This is a genomic window from Aquamicrobium sp. (assembly GCF_023954335.1).
Classification (GTDB): Bacteria; Pseudomonadota; Alphaproteobacteria; order Rhizobiales; family Rhizobiaceae; genus Aerobium.
Map to the genome: position 1 here is coordinate 1 of NZ_JAMLIE010000006.1, position 15,662 is coordinate 15,662.

At 67.2% G+C, this 15,662-nt stretch carries 17 protein-coding genes and 1 pseudogene; all 18 read right to left on the reverse strand.

The genetic code is table 11. The features are described from left to right. A pseudogene (locus M9945_RS21305) lies at positions 1-542 on the reverse strand (glycerol-3-phosphate transporter); the annotation flags it as partial. Beyond that, positions 542-1,423: a sn-glycerol-3-phosphate ABC transporter permease UgpA gene (gene ugpA, locus M9945_RS21310; protein WP_367946143.1), complete on the reverse strand. Its 882-nt coding sequence runs from the start codon at positions 1,421-1,423 to the stop codon at positions 542-544. The pseudogene M9945_RS21305 and the gene ugpA, both read right to left, overlap by 1 nt. A gap of 71 nt (positions 1,424-1,494) precedes the next feature. Then, positions 1,495-2,805 carry a sn-glycerol-3-phosphate ABC transporter substrate-binding protein UgpB gene (gene ugpB, locus M9945_RS21315; protein WP_367946144.1) on the reverse strand — a complete coding sequence of 437 codons (1,311 nt, stop codon included), beginning with the start codon at positions 2,803-2,805 and terminating at the stop codon, positions 1,495-1,497. Between the two features lie 277 nt (positions 2,806-3,082). Then, the gene (locus tag M9945_RS21320) at positions 3,083-4,006 is read right to left on the reverse strand and encodes a phosphotransferase (RefSeq protein ID WP_367946145.1); all 924 of its coding nucleotides are present in this window, start codon (positions 4,004-4,006) and stop codon (positions 3,083-3,085) included. Between the two features lie 13 nt (positions 4,007-4,019). Further along, entirely contained in the window at positions 4,020-4,955 is a 936-nt protein-coding gene (locus M9945_RS21325; RefSeq protein WP_367946146.1) for a phosphotransferase family protein, read from the reverse strand. Between the two features lie 32 nt (positions 4,956-4,987). Continuing rightward, positions 4,988-6,409 (reverse strand): amidase family protein, encoded by a 1,422-nt coding sequence (locus M9945_RS21330; protein WP_367946147.1) that lies wholly within the window; start codon positions 6,407-6,409, stop codon positions 4,988-4,990. Positions 6,410-6,426: 17 nt separating this feature from the next. Further along, positions 6,427-7,458, reverse strand: coding sequence for a branched-chain amino acid ABC transporter permease (locus M9945_RS21335; RefSeq protein WP_367946148.1), 1,032 nt, complete (start codon positions 7,456-7,458; stop codon positions 6,427-6,429). Between the two features lie 70 nt (positions 7,459-7,528). After that, positions 7,529-8,413 (reverse strand): branched-chain amino acid ABC transporter permease, encoded by an 885-nt coding sequence (locus M9945_RS21340; RefSeq protein WP_367946149.1) that lies wholly within the window; start codon positions 8,411-8,413, stop codon positions 7,529-7,531. Positions 8,414-8,416: 3 nt separating this feature from the next. Further along, positions 8,417-9,133 (reverse strand): ABC transporter ATP-binding protein, encoded by a 717-nt coding sequence (locus tag M9945_RS21345; protein WP_367946150.1) that lies wholly within the window; start codon positions 9,131-9,133, stop codon positions 8,417-8,419. Beyond that, positions 9,130-9,930 (reverse strand): ABC transporter ATP-binding protein, encoded by an 801-nt coding sequence (locus tag M9945_RS21350; protein WP_367946151.1) that lies wholly within the window; start codon positions 9,928-9,930, stop codon positions 9,130-9,132. The genes M9945_RS21345 and M9945_RS21350 overlap by 4 nt, the downstream gene beginning before the upstream one ends. 67 nt (positions 9,931-9,997) lie before the next feature. Further along, entirely contained in the window at positions 9,998-10,480 is a 483-nt protein-coding gene (locus tag M9945_RS21355; protein WP_367946152.1) for a hypothetical protein, read from the reverse strand. Positions 10,481-10,485: 5 nt separating this feature from the next. Next, entirely contained in the window at positions 10,486-11,106 is a 621-nt protein-coding gene (locus M9945_RS21360; RefSeq protein WP_367946153.1) for a microcompartment protein, read from the reverse strand. A gap of 37 nt (positions 11,107-11,143) precedes the next feature. Next, complete coding sequence (locus M9945_RS21365; RefSeq protein ID WP_354151595.1) at positions 11,144-11,425, reverse strand: BMC domain-containing protein; 282 nt, start codon at positions 11,423-11,425, stop codon at positions 11,144-11,146. 13 nt (positions 11,426-11,438) lie between these two features. Beyond that, a complete protein-coding gene (locus M9945_RS21370; RefSeq protein WP_367946154.1) occupies positions 11,439-11,708 on the reverse strand; it encodes a EutN/CcmL family microcompartment protein in 270 nt (89 codons plus the stop codon). Then, positions 11,705-12,184 (reverse strand): hypothetical protein, encoded by a 480-nt coding sequence (locus tag M9945_RS21375; RefSeq protein ID WP_367946155.1) that lies wholly within the window; start codon positions 12,182-12,184, stop codon positions 11,705-11,707. The genes M9945_RS21370 and M9945_RS21375 overlap by 4 nt, the downstream gene beginning before the upstream one ends. After that, positions 12,181-12,795: a BMC domain-containing protein gene (locus tag M9945_RS21380; protein ID WP_367946156.1), complete on the reverse strand. Its 615-nt coding sequence runs from the start codon at positions 12,793-12,795 to the stop codon at positions 12,181-12,183. The genes M9945_RS21375 and M9945_RS21380 overlap by 4 nt, the downstream gene beginning before the upstream one ends. Continuing rightward, positions 12,792-14,360, reverse strand: coding sequence for an aldehyde dehydrogenase family protein (locus tag M9945_RS21385; protein WP_367946157.1), 1,569 nt, complete (start codon positions 14,358-14,360; stop codon positions 12,792-12,794). The genes M9945_RS21380 and M9945_RS21385 overlap by 4 nt, the downstream gene beginning before the upstream one ends. A 10-nt stretch (positions 14,361-14,370) precedes the next feature. Beyond that, positions 14,371-15,651 (reverse strand): aspartate aminotransferase family protein, encoded by a 1,281-nt coding sequence (locus M9945_RS21390; protein WP_367946158.1) that lies wholly within the window; start codon positions 15,649-15,651, stop codon positions 14,371-14,373. Between the last annotated feature and the right edge of the window lie 11 nt (positions 15,652-15,662).

Genomic DNA, 15,662 nt, shown 5'->3' on the forward strand with positions numbered 1-15,662 from the left:
TCGATCTTGGCGGCTTCGAGCAATTCATCCGGCACGGTCATGAAGAACTGGCGGAAAAGCAGCGTCGCGGTCGCCGATGCGATCAGCGGAACGGACAGGCCGGCGTAGGTGTCGAGCAGGCCGAGATCGGCGACGATCTTGTAGGTCGGGTAGATGCGCACCTCGACCGGGAACATCAGCGTGAGGAAAATCAGCCAGAAGGCGACCATGCGGAAGGGAAAACGAAAATAGACGATGGCGTAGGACGAGATCAGCGAGATCGCGATCTTGCCGGTCGCGATTATCATGGCCGAGACGAAGGAATTGAGCAGCATGACGTCGACATGCGCGCGCGTCGTGCGACCCGTGCCCTCGAACAGGATGCGGCTGTAGTTCTCGACGAGGTAGGGTCCGGGCAACAGACCGAGCTTGCCGTTGGCGATGGTCGCCGGATCCCAGGTCGAGGCGACGAAAGCCATGTAGACGGGAAAGACGATCACCAGCACGCCGGCGATGAGGATGAGATGCGCGAGGATGTTTCCGAAGGGGCGATTCTCGACCATCAGTACGTCACCTTGCGTTCGACGTAGCGGAACTGGATCGAGGTCAGCGCGATCACGATGATCATGAGGATCACGGATTGCGCGTTGGAGCCGCCGAGGTCGCCGCCGAGCTTGCCGTCCTGGAAGACCTTGTAGACGAGCGTCTCCGTCGCCTTGGCCGGGCCGCCGCCGGTCACGGCGTCGATGATGCCGAGCGTGTCGAAGAAGACGTAGACGATGTTGACGACGACGAGGAAGAAGGTCGTCGGCGCGAGCAGCGGGAAGACGATGGTCCAGAACCGCTTGGTCTCCCCGGCGCCGTCGATGGCCGCCGCTTCGATCAGCGTCTTCGGGATCGCCTGAAGCCCCGCCACGAAGAACAGGAAGTTGTAGCTGATCTGCTTCCATGCGGCGGCGGCGATGACCAGCGTCATGGCCTGCGGGCCGTTGAGCAGCGGGTCCCACGAATAGCCGGCCGAGCGCAGCATGTAGGCGAAGGTGCCCATCGTCGGGTTGAACATGAACAGCCACAGCATGCCCGCGATCGCCGGGGCGACCGCGTAGGGCCAGATCATCAGCGTGCGGTAGAAGCCGCGCCCCTTGATGATCTTGTCGACCATCACCGCGAGCAGCAGCGCCACCACCATCGCAAGCAGCGCGGTGGCGACGGAGAAGATCGCCGTGGTCTGGACGCTGTCGATATAGCTCGGCTGGCTCAGCACCCGGCGGAAGTTGGCGAGGCCGACGAAGGCGCTGTTGAGCCCGAACGGATCCTCGCGCAGCACCGACTGGTAGAGCGCCTGGCTTGCCGGCCAGTAGAAGAAGACGAGCGTGATGGCGAGCTGGGGCGCCAGCAACAGGTAGGGCAGCAGTTTGTTGGGGAAGACGACGCGCGGCGACAAGTGGCCTCCTCGACATGGCTGCGACCATCCGCGCGAAAAGGCGCGGATGGTCGTCGGGCGGAAGCCGCCTTCTAGTTGCCGATGGCCTGCTGGATGGCGGCGTTGCCGCGTTCCACGGCGTTGTCGAGCGCGGCTTGCGCGCTCTGGTCGCCGGCCAACATCTTCTCGAACTCCTCGTTCTGGATGTCGCGGACCTGCGGCAGGTTGACGAGCCGCACGCCCTTGGAGTTGGCCGTCGGCTCCTTGCCCATCATCTGCTGGATCGGGATCTCGCGGCCCGGATTCTCGTCGTAGAACCCGGAGGACTTGGTCGCCTCGTAGGCGGCGAGCGTCACCGGCAGGTAGCCGGAGACCTGATGCAGACGCTGCTGGATATCCGTCTGCGACAGAAATTCGAAGAAGGCCGCGACGGCCTTGTACTCGTCGTCGGATTTGCCGCCGAAGACCCAGAGGCTGGCGCCGCCGGGGATGGTGTTCTGCGGCGCGCCCTCGAGGTCGTCATAGTAGGGCAGCTGGCCGAGGCCGTAGTTGAGGCCCGACTTGATCACGTCGCCGAGGCCGCCGGACGATTCCGTCATAATCGCGCACTCGCCCGACAGGAAGAGCTGCTTGGCTTCGGACGTGCGACCGCCATAGCGGAAGGTGTCGTCCTTGGCGAGGTCGGCGAAGTTCTGGAAGTGGCGGACGAACGGCTCGGTGTTGAACGTCAGCTCGACATCGGTCGAGGCGAGGCCGTTTTCCTGCGTGCCGTACTGGAGGTTGTTCCAGGCCGTGAAGTTCTCGAGGCCGATCCAGGTCAGCCAGGTCGAGGTGAGGCCGCACGGGGCCGCGCCGCTCTGCTTGATCTTCTTCGCCGCCTCGAAAACCTCGGGCCAGGTCTTGGGCGGGTTCCCGGCGTCGAGGCCGGCTTTCTCGAAGGCGTCCTTGTTGTAGTAGAGGATCGGCGACGAGGAATTGTAGGGGAAGGACAGCATGGTGCCGTCCGGCTTCGAATAGTAGGCGACGATGCCCGGCAGGTACTGGCTCTTGTCGAACTCGGTGCCGCCCATCGAGAGCACTTCGGCCACCGGCTTCACCGCGCCTTCCGCGGCCATCATCACGCCGGTTCCGACGTCGAACACCTGGATGATGTGCGGCGCCTGGTTCGCCCGGAACGCGGCGATGCCGGCGTTCAGCGTCTCGGGATAGGTGCCCTTGAACACGGGCGAGACCTTGTAGTCGCTCTGGCTTTCGTTGAATTCCTTGGAGAGTGTCTCGACGACTTCGTTGTTGGCGCCGGTCATCGCATGCCACCAGGAAATCTCGGTAACGGCGAAAGCGGCGGAAGTCGACAAAATGGTAAACGTTGCGGCGATGCCGGCCGCGAAGCCCTGGGTCTTCATGTTACGCTCCCGAATCTAGTTGGCGAAAGGGCCGACTCGCGGCTTTGCGCCTGGACAGACGCCTTTGCGCAGCCGCGACCCGGTTCCGCAGTCGGAAGTATTGACGCTCCATGACAGTTACACAACAGTTTTGTTTCGTCTTCGTGAAATTTCGTATCCGCTAATCCACAGACGATTAAACGGAAACCGAAATCAAGACGAAAATCCGCATGCGCAACTGGCGAAACATCCTCCAGTTTTGGGCATCACCTCGACCCGGAAATCATGGATCGCCGCCTCAGATCCAGGACAGCCAGTCGTTCCAGTCGGGATGGTTGAACAGCATCCGCGCGCGGGCGTATTTCCAGATGCCGTATTTCTGGTAGTCGAAATCCCAGCCGGAGAGCTGGCGCTGCTGCACCGCCCAGGAGCCCCATTTCATGTCCGCCACCGCCCGCGCCACCGTCACCCGCGCGAGGAGGTCGCGGCGCATCTCGCCGTAATAGCGCTCGATCAGCTCCTGCGAGGTGGCGGGGTCGATGAACATCTCGCCGAGGAAGACGCCGATCTCGTAGGCGCGCTCGTTGTTCGAGGCGAACTCGTAGTCGACGAGCTTCATGTCGGAGACCTCCTCCTGCCCGTCGGGCACGAGGAAATTTCCCGGCATCGGATCGTTGTGGCAGGGCACGATATCGAGGCCCGACGCGTGGAAGGCTTCCTTCGCGCGGCCATATTCCTTGCAGAGCCAGTCGAAATCGGCCGGCCGGATGGCGCCGACCTCGGCCCCCTGCTCGATGTGCTCGTCCGTCATCTCGAACACGTCCTTGGTCACCGAGAGTTTCGGGCCGGCGTTGAACGTCGCGTAGAGGTCGATCACCCGCTCCTGAAAGTCGCGCCGGACGAAATCGGCATTGGTGGACGCGCGGTAGCCGTGCAGGAATTGGCACACCTCGACCCCCGCCGCGACGTCGTAGTGGATGACCGCCGGGGCGATCCCCATGGCATGGGCCGCGCGCGCGGCCTCGATCGACAGGTCGCGGTTGACGAAATTCTCCGACCCGACGCCGTAGACCTTCATGAAGTAGGTCTCGCCCTCATGCTCGGCCAGCCAGTTGGAATTCAGCAATCCGCCGATCAGCGGGCGGGCGCGGACGCTGTCGCGGCTCCACCCCGGCACGGAGTCGATGGCGCGGGCGACCTGTTCCTGTGTTGCTGCACTCATCTCTCGACCTCCCTCAGACGGCGCGGCGCAGGCGGTCTGCGGCCTGCGCGCCGAGCGCCATGGTTTCGAGGCGCATGAAGCGCCAGGACGCGTATTTGGCGAATTCCAGCGAGCGGCGCGGCGAGGTCGCCGCCAGGATCGAGCCGATCAGTCCCCAGCGCAGATCGTCGGCCATGCCGTACAGCATCGCCCGCTGGAACAGCCCCTCGTCGAACCGCCCTTCCCACTCCTCGAACCCCGCGCGCGCCTCGGGCTCGCAGTCGAAGAATTCGATCAGCCAGCAGCCGAGCTCCTCATAGGGATCGGCATTGGCGGAAAGGTCGAAATCGACCAGCAGAACGCGGTTGTCCGGCCCGATCATCAGATTGGCGCTGTTGCCGTCGCGATGGCAGGGCTTCAGGTCGAAGCCGGCGGCTTCGATCTTCGCGCCCGCCTCGCCGATCACCGCAAGGAACGTGTCGAGATGGCGGTGGCCCCGCGCGCCCTTCTGCGCGGCCAGCGCCGCCAGCTCGCGGATCTCGGCGAAGATCGAGGCGTCGCGGTTGAGCTTCGGTCCGTTCTGAAAGGCTTTCTTGGCCGCGATGACGGCGCGGCGCAATTCGGGCACCACCACGTCCTGCAACCCGCCGCAGCGCCAGCCGTCGCCGAGCGCCTCGAACACCACGAGGCCCCTCGCCGCGTCGTCGCCGAGCACCTTCGGCCCCGCGCCGACAGCCGCGGCATGATGCGCGGCTTCGATGGCGCGGGCCGGATCGGCATAGAAAGCGGTATCGGGAAGATAGTGCTTCACGATCACGGCCCTGTCGCCCGCCGAGGCGCGGCGGATATCGCTCTCGATCCCGCGCCAGGCCGGCGAGGCCAGCACCGTGAAGGGGCTGGCGAAGTCTTCGGGGGCGGCACCCAGTGCTTTCCCGGCGATCGCGCGGGCCTCGGTTTCCCTGTCGGACATTTCGGTCGATCCTCCCTTCCCGTGTTGGTTCTTCAGTGGGCGACGACCGGCTCGACCGGCCACGACCGGCCCGAGCGGTTCATCACGTCGAGCTCGGTCTCCAGCGCGGCCGCGAGCTCCATCAGCCGCAGGTCGTCGAGCCGGTGACCGACGATCTGGATGCCGATCGGCAGGCCGCGGCCGTCGAAGCCGCCGCAGAGCGACACCGCCGGATGGCCCGATTGGTTGAAGGGCGCGGTGAAGGTCGTGTGGCGCAGCGGCATGCCGAAGACCGGGCCACGCCGGTCGGCCGGCCAGTTCACCAGAGGCATGACCGGGGTGAGCAGGAAATCGACGCCCCGCATCAGCGCCACCGTGCCGGCGACGCCGCGCTCGATGCCGCTCTCGAACTCGCGGATGCGGGCCGGGGTCCACGCCTCGGCCTCGGCGAACCAGTCGACCAGCTCCTTCGGCGCCCGCGCCCGGTGCACCGCATCGGCGGCGGCATATTCGTACCAGCCGCGCAGCTTGAGGGAATCGTCGATCGGCAGATAGGCGTCGAAGCCGTAATCGGCGCTGACCGGCTCTACACGCCCGGCGATGCGGCCCATGGCCTCCACGGCCGCGTCGAAGCAGGCGATGACCTCGGGCTCGACCGCGGGGCCGAAGCCGAAATCGGCGCAGGTGCCTACGGTTATCCCATTCGTCCAGCCTGCCGGCTGGGGCTGGCCGAGAAGCAGCAGCGAATACCGGTCGTCCTCGTCCGGCCCGCTCAGCAGCCGGGCCCACTCGATGAGATCAGCGGCGCGGCGCGTGATCGGGCCGGCCGAGCGCACGGTCGAGGCTGGCGCGTGGGGGATCACCCCTTGCGTGGGCTTCAGCGCCGCCAGCCCGCAATGCGAGGCGGGAAGCCGCACTGATCCGGCGATGTCCGAGCCGACCGACATCATGCCGATCCCCGCCGCGATGGAGGCGCCGCCGCCGGCGCTCGAACCCCCGGTGTTCCAGGCGGTGCCCCACGGATTGCGCACGATCCCGTGCGAGCCGGAGACGCCCGAGCCGCTCAGCCCGAAATCGGGCATCGTGCCCTTGCCGAGGATGATCGCCCCGGCCGCCTTCAGCTTGCGGGTCGGGATGCCGTCGGCCTTGCCCAGGATGCCGTCGCCATGCAGCGCCGAGCCGTGATGCCAGCGCATGCCGACCGCCGGAACGCTGTCCTTGATCGAGACCGGCACGCCGTCGACATCCGAGAGCGGCTTGCCGGCCTTCCAGCGCGCGCGGGCGGCCTCGGCCTCGGTCAGCGCCTCGTCGCGGCGGATGCCGTAGAGCGCGTTGATCGTGCCGTTGACCCGCTCGGCCTGATCGAGCATGGCGCGCGTCACCGCGACGGGATCGGTCCTGCCCTCGCGATAGGCGGCGCGCAGGTCGGCGAGGCTGAGGGTCGCGAGGCGGGAGATTTCGGTCAGGTAGCTCATCGTCATATGTCCGGTGCTCAGGATCCGTTTGCTTCGGAGTGCGGGGTCTTGCGGCCGGCGCCGAGATAGCGCCTGAGCTGGCGGAACCTGCCGACCAGCCCGTTGGGCATCAGCACGATGGCGGCGGCGATGATGACACCGAGGCCCAGCGTGCGGAACTCGCCCGCCTCGCGCATCAGCTCGTCGGCGCCGACGAGGACGAACGTGCCGACCAGCGGCCCCCAGAAGGTGCCCACCCCGCCGATCACCACGATGGCGATGATGAACATCAGCTGCGGCAGTTGCAGGATGGTCGGGCCGATCACCTGGAAATGCGCGGCATAGACGCCGCCGGCGAGGCCCATGAAGAAGGCCGAGATGCCGAAGACCAGCATCTGGACGCGGAAGCGGTTGATGCCGCGCGCCACTGCATAGCCGGGATTGTCGCGGATGGCGCGGAAGGCATGGCCCATCGGACTTTTCAGGATCACCCAGGTCATGGCCATGATGAGGGCGAACAAGGTGCAGACCACCGCGTAATTGCCGATCATCCAGCTTCCGCGCAGCAATTCGCGCATGCCGAGATCGCCGAAGCGCGAGAAGCCGCTCGGCCCGCCGGTCAGCTGGCGGCAGACGGTGCCGACCATCACGAAGCAGTCGGTGTCGGTGACGATCAGCAGGTACATCACCTGCGTGACCGCGAGCGTCAGCAGCGCGACATAGACGCCGGTGAGCCGCAGGCAGGCCAGCCCGATCACGATCGAGAACAGCGCCGCGACGAACGCCGCCGGCAGCAGCGCCGCCCAGACCGACCAGCCGAGGAAGAAGCACAACATCGCCGTGGCGTAGCCGCCGACCGCGAAGATCGCGAGCGGCGCCAGCGAGAAGATGCCGGCGAAACCGAAGACGAGGTTCCATTGCGAGGCGATGCAGGCATAGAACAGGGCAAGCACCACCTGACCCAGCACGTAGCGGCTTTCGACCACGAAGGGCAGCGTCGTGGCGGCCGCGACCAGCGCCAGCGCGATGATCAGGTCCGCCCTGCCCGAAGGGGGAGCCATGGATGTCATCTGTGAAGCTCCTTCCGTTCGGCAGCGAGGAGAGCGGGCGAGCACTGCTGGAAAGGCGGGGCGGCGCGCATCACATCCGCCTCGGCTGGACGCGGCCCAGCAATCCGCCCGGCCGCCAGATCAGCACCAGGACCACCGCGCAGAGCAGCATCGGGAAGCCCCAGCGGGCGCCGAACGCGTACTGGACCCAGGCCTCGAGCAGCGCGAGCGCGAACGAGACCAGCACCGCGCCCGGCAGCGTGCCGAGGCCGGCGACCACGCACATGATGAAGGCCTTGAGCATCGGGTCATTGCCGAGCGAGGGCGAAAGCTGGACGAGGGCCGAAAGCAGCAGGCCGCAAATTCCGGCCACCGCGCCCGAAAGCATCAGCACGTAGAGATAGACCCGGCTCACCGCGACCCCGAGCAGCCGGGCGGCGTCGCGGTTCTGTGCGGTGGCGCGGATCGCGCGGCCCATGCGGGTGTAGTTCAGCACCGAGGCGATCAGCGCCATGGCGATCACGGCCGCGACCATGATGATGAAGTTCTGCCAGGGCACGTGCATGCCGCCGATCGAGAACGAGCCCGTCACCGTCACCGGCTGCTTCAGCGGCTTGCCGCCGAACCACAGGAGGATGCCGTTCTCCAGCGCGATGGCGACGCCGACGGTGGCGATCATCACATTGGCCTCGAAATCCGCGCCGGACTGGCGCAGCACGTTGCGCACGATGAGCACATAGATCAGCCCACCCGCCAGGGCGCCGACGAGAACCGAGGCGAGGATGCCGACCGGCATCGGCAGGCCGGCCGAGGTGATGACGCCGTAGGCGACGTAGCCGCCGAGCGTCAGCAGCGCGCCATGGGCCATGTTCAGCACGCCGAGCGCGCCCCAGACCAGCGACAGGCCGATGCTCGCGATGGCGTAGAGCGCGCCGACCGTCAGGCCCGAGACGAGGACGGAATAGAAGGTGTTCATCGCCTACCCCCCGAGATAAGCCGAGATGAGCTCGTCGCTGGCGAGCAGTTCCGCGGGCGGCCCCGACCAGATGAACGCGCCGTTGTCGAGCAGGAACAGCCGGTCGGCGATATCCGCGACCCGGGCCGGGTTTTCCTCGATCAGGAGGATCGTGCGCCCCGATTTGCCGAGCGCCGCGATCACTTCGTAGATCTGTTCGATCACCAGCGGCGCGAGGCCGAGCGAGGGCTCGTCGATCATCATGATCCGCGCGCCCATCATCAGCCCGCGCCCGACTCCGACCATCCGCCGCTCGCCGCCCGAAAGGGTCGAGACGAACTGGTTGCGCCGCTCGGCCAGCTTCGGCAGCAGGCTGTGGACCTCGTCGAGGCGGCGGTTGCGCTCGGCCCGGTCGGTGCAGAGGAACGCGCCCATCAGCAGGTTCTCGTGCACGGTCATGCCGGGAAACAGCAGGTCGCCCTGCGGCACATGGGCGATGCCGCGCGCCGCCGTGTGATGGACATGCCGGTCGAGCGGCACGCCGTCGAGCCGGATCTCGCCCGAGCGCAGCGGCACGAGGCCGGAGATCGTCCGCAGCAGCGTCGACTTGCCATGGCCGTTCGGCCCGACCACGGTGACGAGCTCCCCGGCCGCGATCGAGAGGGAGATGCCGCGCAGCACCTCGATGCCTTCATAGCCCGAGCGCACGTCGCTGAGTTGCAGAACCGGGGCCGCGCTCATGGCGTTGCCTCCACGCTGACGGCGAAATGCTTCTTGAGCCGTTCGCGGGTGCCCTGCCCGAGATAGACCTCGACCACGCGGTCGTTCTCGGCCACCTGCGCGGGCGGACCTTCGAAAAGCAGGCTGCCGTGATGCATGATCAGCACGCGGCTCGACAGCGCGAGCAGGAAGCGCATCACATGCTCGATCAGGACGACGGTCAGCCCGCCCGCCATCAGCCGCCGCACGAGGTCGATCACGAAGTCGATCTCGTCGGAGTTGAGGCCGCCGACCGGCTCGTCGAGGAACAGGATCTTCGGCTGCGTCGCCATCGCGCCGGCAATCATCAGCAGCTTGCGGTCGAGAACGGGGAGCTCCGCCACCAGCTTGCCCGCCTTGCCCGATAGCCCGACGAGATCCAGCGCGTCGGTGGCGGCCTTGCGCGTCTCGCTTCCCATTCGCAGGCCCGGGAACAGGCGCGGCGCGCGGCCGTAATAGGCGGCGATCTCGACATTCTCGAGCACGGTCATGTGGTCGAAGGCGGCGTTGAGCTGGAACGTCCGCGCCATGCCGATCTGGCAGAGCCGGTCGGCGCTCATCCGCGTCACGTCGTGGCCGTCGAAGACGATCCGCCCGCCCGAGGCGGGGGTGATGCCGGTGATCACGTCGAAGAACGTGGTCTTGCCGGCGCCGTTCGGGCCGCCGATCCCGAGGATCTCGCCCTTCTCCACGCTCATCGACATCCTGTCCACGGCGACCAGCGAGCCGAAACGCCGGGTGACGTCTTCGCAGATCAGCAGAGGTTTGCTCTCTGTCATCGCTTGCTTCCCATTCTGGCGCGGCACGGGCGCTTGCGGGCGCCCGTGCCTGTCCCGGATCGCCAGATCACGAGAGCCAGGGCGGCAGCAGGAACTCGTCCGTCGCGTAGAGCGCCGGGCCGATCATCCGCGGCTCGGTCCTGTAGTCCTGATGCTGCAGGAACTGGTGCGGCAGGCCGAGCGAGGGGTCCTTGACCTGCGTCGGATAGCTGAGCGCGACCAGCCCTTCCTGATCGAAGCGGAAGGAGCCGCTGGCGCCGCGATAGACCATCCGCTTGAGGATCGCGGCGATCTTGCGGGCCTGCTCGCCGTCGAAGGGCTCGCCCGGACCGCCGGCGACCGCCGCCGCGATCGAGTACATCCACAGCGCGTCGTAGGTCTGCGACCCGGTCAGCCACGAGGCGGTCGCGCCGAACTTGGCCTTGTAGGCCTCGCGGTAGTTCGCCGCGAACTCGTCGGGCAGGCCGCCGATCACCGTCGAATAGATCACGCCGTTGATCGACTCGCCGCCGATCTCGCGGAAGACCGGCAGCGACGGCCCGTACTGCATGTAGATCAGGCTTGGATGGCCTCCAGCTTCGCGGTGATGGTGTCCCGCGCGATTTTCATGTCCTCGAGGGTGCCCGAGATGAAGAGCCTGCCCGTCGCGCCCATCATCTGCACGTCGTTGATGACGGCGTTGGGGGCGGCCTTCTCTGCCTCGTTCGCCGCGACGCAGGCGAAGAGCGCCGGCGCCATCTCGTAGATCAGCAGCGCGACGCCCGGCACCAGGATGGACGCGTCGCGCGAGCGGTTGAGGATGATGGCGTGCTGGTCCGACAGGTCCTCGATGATGTCGTGGTAGAGGATCTGGGGCCTGAGCTGGTCCTGCGGCTTCGCGCCGATCCCCTTCAGGATCGCCGCGCCGGCCGAGTTCAGGTCCTCCATCCGGTCGGAATGCAGCTCGAGAAGGCCGAACTGCCGCTCGGTATAGAGAATCCCCGGCTCCATCGCCGGCGCGGATTTGAGCGCGAGATCGGTGATCCGGTGGATCGCCAGCGCCGGCGCCACCTCGATGATCAGCGAGTGCTGGCCGGCGAAGGGCGGATACCCCCTCGCCCGCGTGGGCGAGGAAAGATAGGCCGCGAACTGGGGCTGAAGGTCCTCGATGGGAAGATAGACGCGAAGCTCTGTCATACCTCAGTCCTTGTCCTTTGCGTCGGGCCGGGCCGGATCAGCCCTTCAGCGCCTCGAAATGCTTCGCGAGATCGGCGTGCGGGCGCGGGATCACGTGGACGGCGGTGACTTCGCCGACCTGGGCCGCGGCTTCGGCGCCAGCCTCGGTCGCGGCCTTCACCGCGCCGACATCGCCGCGCACCACCACCGAGACGAGGCCGCCGCCGACTTCGTTGCGGGCGACGATCTCGACATTGGCGGCCTTGACCATGGCGTCCGCCGCCGAGAGCGCGGGCACGTAGCCCTTGGTTTCGATCATTCCGATTGCAAGATTAGCCATTTGATGAACTCCCTTACTTGCGTTTCGCTGCCGGCCTGGCAGCGGGTTCTTCGTCGATGGAACCGATGATCAGCGCGTCGATCGGCGCCGAACGGTCGGTGAACCATGAGGCGGCGACGGAGCCCTGCGTGACGAGGACCGCCTCGCCATCGGCGCAGCCGAGCGGGTCGAAGGCGATCAGTTTCGCGCCGGTCTCGGTCTCGACCTCCAGCAGCGCCCCGGTGGGAAGCGTGCCGATATGGCGGGTGGACCAGAGCCTGCCGCTGACGCGTGCCCTTATCATGCCAGTGTCCTTTCGATCCTGATGCCGCGGCGCCGGGCCTCGTCGCTGGCGAGAGGCGTCAGCCGCGCGTTCTTCGCGACCCTGAGCCGGATCTCGCCCTCGCCGAGAGCGGCGATGTCGCGTTCGGTGACGAGCCCCTTGCGCAACTCCGGCACCGGGGCCGGCACGGTGGTGACCAGAGTGGCCGGCTGCGGCGCGGACGGCGAAGGAGTCGCGCGCCTTCCCGCAGCCGGGGTCGCGCCGGGCGCGGCCGCGACCGGGACGGCCACCGGCACATAGCGGACGCGCCCCGCCTCCAGCGCGGCGAGAAAGCCCGGCTCCCGCGCGCGCCGCGCTACGGTCAGCGCGAAATCGGTCAGCTCCCTTTCCGTGCCGACGCAAACCCGCTCCGCCACTGACCCGCCGAGGACCTCGGCGCGCAGCGCGGCGATCTCTTCCGAGAGCAGCTCGCGGATCAGGGCGCGCAGATCGCTCATCCCGTCGCCCCCGCCTCGCGCAGGGCGCGCTCGGCCGCGTCGCGGGCGTTGCGCACGTCGGCCTCGGTCCCGGCGAGATAGAGCCGCCCGTTCGCCCCGATCATCCGCATGTCGATGACCTTGATGTCAGCCTCCTTCTCGGCCTCGTTGCAGGCGAGAATGGCGTAGGCGGCGGGCTGGCATTCGAGCAGGTAGATGCTCTCGCCGCCCAGCACCATCGAGCCGGTCTTGTTGCGGTTCATCAGGAAGGCGTGCTGGTCGTCGACCCGGGTGACGATCTTCGAGGCCATGATCTTCGGCTTCTCGGCGTCCGCGCGCGTCTTGCCCATGGCCGAAAGCGCGGCCTCCGCGCCGGCCTGGACCTCGGCGGTGGAGTAGGCATGGAACTGCAACGTGCCGAACTGGCGCTCGACCACGAGGAAGCCGGCCCGCACCTCGGCGCTTTTCAGGACCGTGTCGGTCAGGGCCTCGACGTCGAGACCCGGCGCGATCTCGATGATCTGCGCCGCCATCCGGGCGCGCGGCAGCGTGCCGCGCATCCAGGTCGAGGTATAGGCGAGCGTCTGCGGCTGGAGCTGGTCGATGAAGATGAAGGCGCGGAGATCGGTCACGACTGGCCCCTGGTCAGTTCACGAAGTTCCTGAAGGATGAGCTGGCGCAGCATGTCGCGATCCACCCCGCCCGTATCCTGCGCCGACGCGGCGGGCGCGAGCGTCACCGGGCGCGGCGCGGCGGCGGGGCGCGAGGACGAATCCGGTCCCTCGAACGGCGCGCGCACCGCGCTGAAGTCGCCCATCGGCACCGAGGCGTCGGAATTCCAGGCCAGCCGCGTCCAGTGCACCAGATGCTGCGGGCCGATGTTCTCGCCCACCGACGAGCGGCCGAAATAGCCGGTGCCGATCATGAAGGAGGGCGCCAGATGGGTGGCGAAGCCGGCCGCGCCTTGCGAGCACGGCGCGTTGACGACCACCCGGTAGACCGAAAGCGCGGCGGCGAATTCCATCGCCTTTTGCGGATCGTCGCAATGCAGGGCCGCCGAATGGCCGGCACCGGTCATCCGCAGGATCATCTGGGCGATCCCGGTCGCGCGCTCGAACGAGCCCGCCATGGCCCAGGCGAGGACCGGAGACAGCTTCTCCTTCGTCAGCGGCTCGTCGAGCCCGACCGTATCGACCGGCGCGATCAGGACGCGGATCGAGGGCGCGACCCGGAAGCCGGACTGCGCCGCGATCCAGACCGCCGATTTCCCGACCGCGCCCGTGTTGAGGTGCCCTTCGGGGAAGAGCCAGGCCCTGAGCTTCGCGACCTCGTCGGGATTGCAGATGTGGGCGCCGTTGGCGCGCAGCGCCCGCTCGAGCTGGCTGCGGCCGCGATCCTGCGAGATCAGCACGCTCTCATTGGTGCAAAGCACGGAATTGTCGAAGCTTTTCGAATCGATCAGCCGCTTCGCCGCCGCGTTCTGGTCGGTGTCGGGGTCGATATAGACCGGCGCGTTGCCCGGCCCGACGCCGATCGCCGGATTGCCCGAGGAATAGGCCGCGCGCACCATCGGCCCGCCGCCGGTGGCGAGGATCACCTGCACCGTCGGAGACGCCATCAGCGCCTGCACCAGCGGCACCGAAGGCTCCTCGATGCACTGGATCAGCCCGGCCGGCGCGCCCGCTGCCACCGCCGCCGCCTCGAGCGTCGCCGCCGCGTCGTTGCAGCAGGCTTTGGCCAGCGGATGCGGGCTGAAGATGATGGCGTTGCGCGACAGAAGCGCGAGGATCGTCTTGTAATAGAGCGTCGAGACCGGATTGGTCGCCGGCGTCAGCGCGAGGATCACGCCGGCGGGCTTCGGGATCTCGACCATCTTGCGGGCGGGATCGACCTTCGGGTTCACCAGATCCTGGTTCTCGTAGAAATCCACCAGCGGATGGGCGGACAGCTCGTTCTTGAGCTTCTTGTGCTCGACCACGCCCATGCCGGTCTCGGCCACCGCGGCCTCGGCATAGCGCCCGGCCGCCTGATGCGCGGCCTCGGCCACGGCGCGGGCGATCCTCATCACCGCCGCGCGGTCGTATCTCGCGAAGGCCCGCCCCGCCCAGGTGGCGCGGTCGAGCTTCATCCGGGCGATGGATTCGGCCCGGTCCGGCATCGCGAGGCGGGGGGCGTCGTCGTGAGCGTGCATCGGCATGACTCCCCCCTCAGGCCGCGCGCTTCAGGCCGCCCAGCAGCGCCCGCGCCCGCGGCATGGCCGCTTCCATCCGGTCGATGATCTCCTGGCAGGTCGCCGCGTCGAGCAGCACGCCCGGCTTGAATTGCAGGACGCGCTTGTCGAGCGAGGAGAAGATCGCCCAGACCCCGTGCTCGTAAAGAGCGCGCGAGACCGCCACCGCGCCTTCGGGATGGTTGAACTCCAGCCCGAGGATCACGCCGCGCTGGCGGATGCCGACGAAGATGTCGGAATGCACCGCCATCATGTCGGCGAGGCTGCGGCGGAAGAACTCCGCGACGGACTGCACGTTCGCGATGACTTCGGGGCGCTGGAGGATGTCGATCACCTGATGGCCGACGATGCAGCCCAGCTCCGAGCCGCCCGAGGTCGAGATATGCGCCGCGCCGTCCTCGTGCAGCCAGCCGCCGCATTTCTCGGTCACCACGCAGGCCGAGATCGGGTAGATGCCGCCGCCGAGCCCCTTGCCAGTGACGAACATGTCCGGCTCCAGCCCGTAGGACTGCCAGCCCCACATCGTGCCGCAGCGCATCAGCCCGGTCTGGACCTCGTCGGCGATATAGAGCGTGCCGTAACGGCGGCACAAATCCTGGCAGGCCTTCAGGTAGCCCTCGTCCGGCAGCGGGAAGCCGTAGGTCGCCGGGATGGTCTCGATGATGAAGCCCGCCACGTCGCGGCCGCGAAGCGCGCGGTCCAGCGCGTCGATGTCATTGAACGGCACCTGGATGAATTCCTCGGGCCGGTCGGCGAGGAAGATCGTCGAGAAGCGCTCGTCGCCGGTGGCGACCGACAGGCCGGAATGGCCGTGATAGCCCTTGATGATCGAAACGATCTTCCGGCGCTTTGTTGTATATCGGGCAGTCTTGAGTGCGATCTCCACAGCCTCGGCCCCGCCGGCGCCAAAGATCGCGTACTTCATCCCGTCCGCGGTCTTCACCAGCTTCTCGGCGAAGGCGGCGCGCGCCACCGAGGGAAACCAGTGGTTGCCCATGTCGAAATAGTCCAGCGCCGACTTCAGCGTCGCCACCAGCTCGGGGTTCCTGTGGCCGAAATTGTATGTCCCGCCATTGAGATGCAGGTCGATCAGCCGGCGGCCGGACATGTCGTAGAGGAAGTAGCCCTCACGCCGGTCGATGACCATGTCGATCCCGGCGTCGAGCCAGAATTTCGTCTTGCCGGGGTTCCAGTACTCGATCGATTTCTCGAGCATCTCGGCCTTCGAATCGAAGCTGAAATATCCGTAATTGAACACGAGCGCACCTC

Excerpts from the sequence above, each read along its gene's own strand:
- ugpB (WP_367946144.1), bottom strand. The coding sequence starts at position 2,805 with ATGAAGACCCAGGGCTTCGCGGCCGGCATCGCCGCAACGTTTACCATT.
- M9945_RS21320 (WP_367946145.1), bottom strand. The coding sequence starts at position 4,006 with ATGAGTGCAGCAACACAGGAACAGGTCGCCCGCGCCATCGACTCCGTG.
- M9945_RS21325 (WP_367946146.1), bottom strand. The coding sequence starts at position 4,955 with ATGTCCGACAGGGAAACCGAGGCCCGCGCGATCGCCGGGAAAGCACTG.
- M9945_RS21330 (WP_367946147.1), bottom strand. The coding sequence starts at position 6,409 with ATGAGCTACCTGACCGAAATCTCCCGCCTCGCGACCCTCAGCCTCGCC.
- M9945_RS21335 (WP_367946148.1), bottom strand. The coding sequence starts at position 7,458 with ATGACATCCATGGCTCCCCCTTCGGGCAGGGCGGACCTGATCATCGCG.
- M9945_RS21340 (WP_367946149.1), bottom strand. The coding sequence starts at position 8,413 with ATGAACACCTTCTATTCCGTCCTCGTCTCGGGCCTGACGGTCGGCGCG.
- M9945_RS21345 (WP_367946150.1), bottom strand. The coding sequence starts at position 9,133 with ATGAGCGCGGCCCCGGTTCTGCAACTCAGCGACGTGCGCTCGGGCTAT.
- M9945_RS21350 (WP_367946151.1), bottom strand. The coding sequence starts at position 9,930 with ATGACAGAGAGCAAACCTCTGCTGATCTGCGAAGACGTCACCCGGCGT.
- M9945_RS21355 (WP_367946152.1), bottom strand. The coding sequence starts at position 10,480 with ATGCAGTACGGGCCGTCGCTGCCGGTCTTCCGCGAGATCGGCGGCGAG.
- M9945_RS21360 (WP_367946153.1), bottom strand. The coding sequence starts at position 11,106 with ATGACAGAGCTTCGCGTCTATCTTCCCATCGAGGACCTTCAGCCCCAG.
- M9945_RS21365 (WP_354151595.1), bottom strand. The coding sequence starts at position 11,425 with ATGGCTAATCTTGCAATCGGAATGATCGAAACCAAGGGCTACGTGCCC.
- M9945_RS21370 (WP_367946154.1), bottom strand. The coding sequence starts at position 11,708 with ATGATAAGGGCACGCGTCAGCGGCAGGCTCTGGTCCACCCGCCATATC.
- M9945_RS21375 (WP_367946155.1), bottom strand. The coding sequence starts at position 12,184 with ATGAGCGATCTGCGCGCCCTGATCCGCGAGCTGCTCTCGGAAGAGATC.
- M9945_RS21385 (WP_367946157.1), bottom strand. The coding sequence starts at position 14,360 with ATGCCGATGCACGCTCACGACGACGCCCCCCGCCTCGCGATGCCGGAC.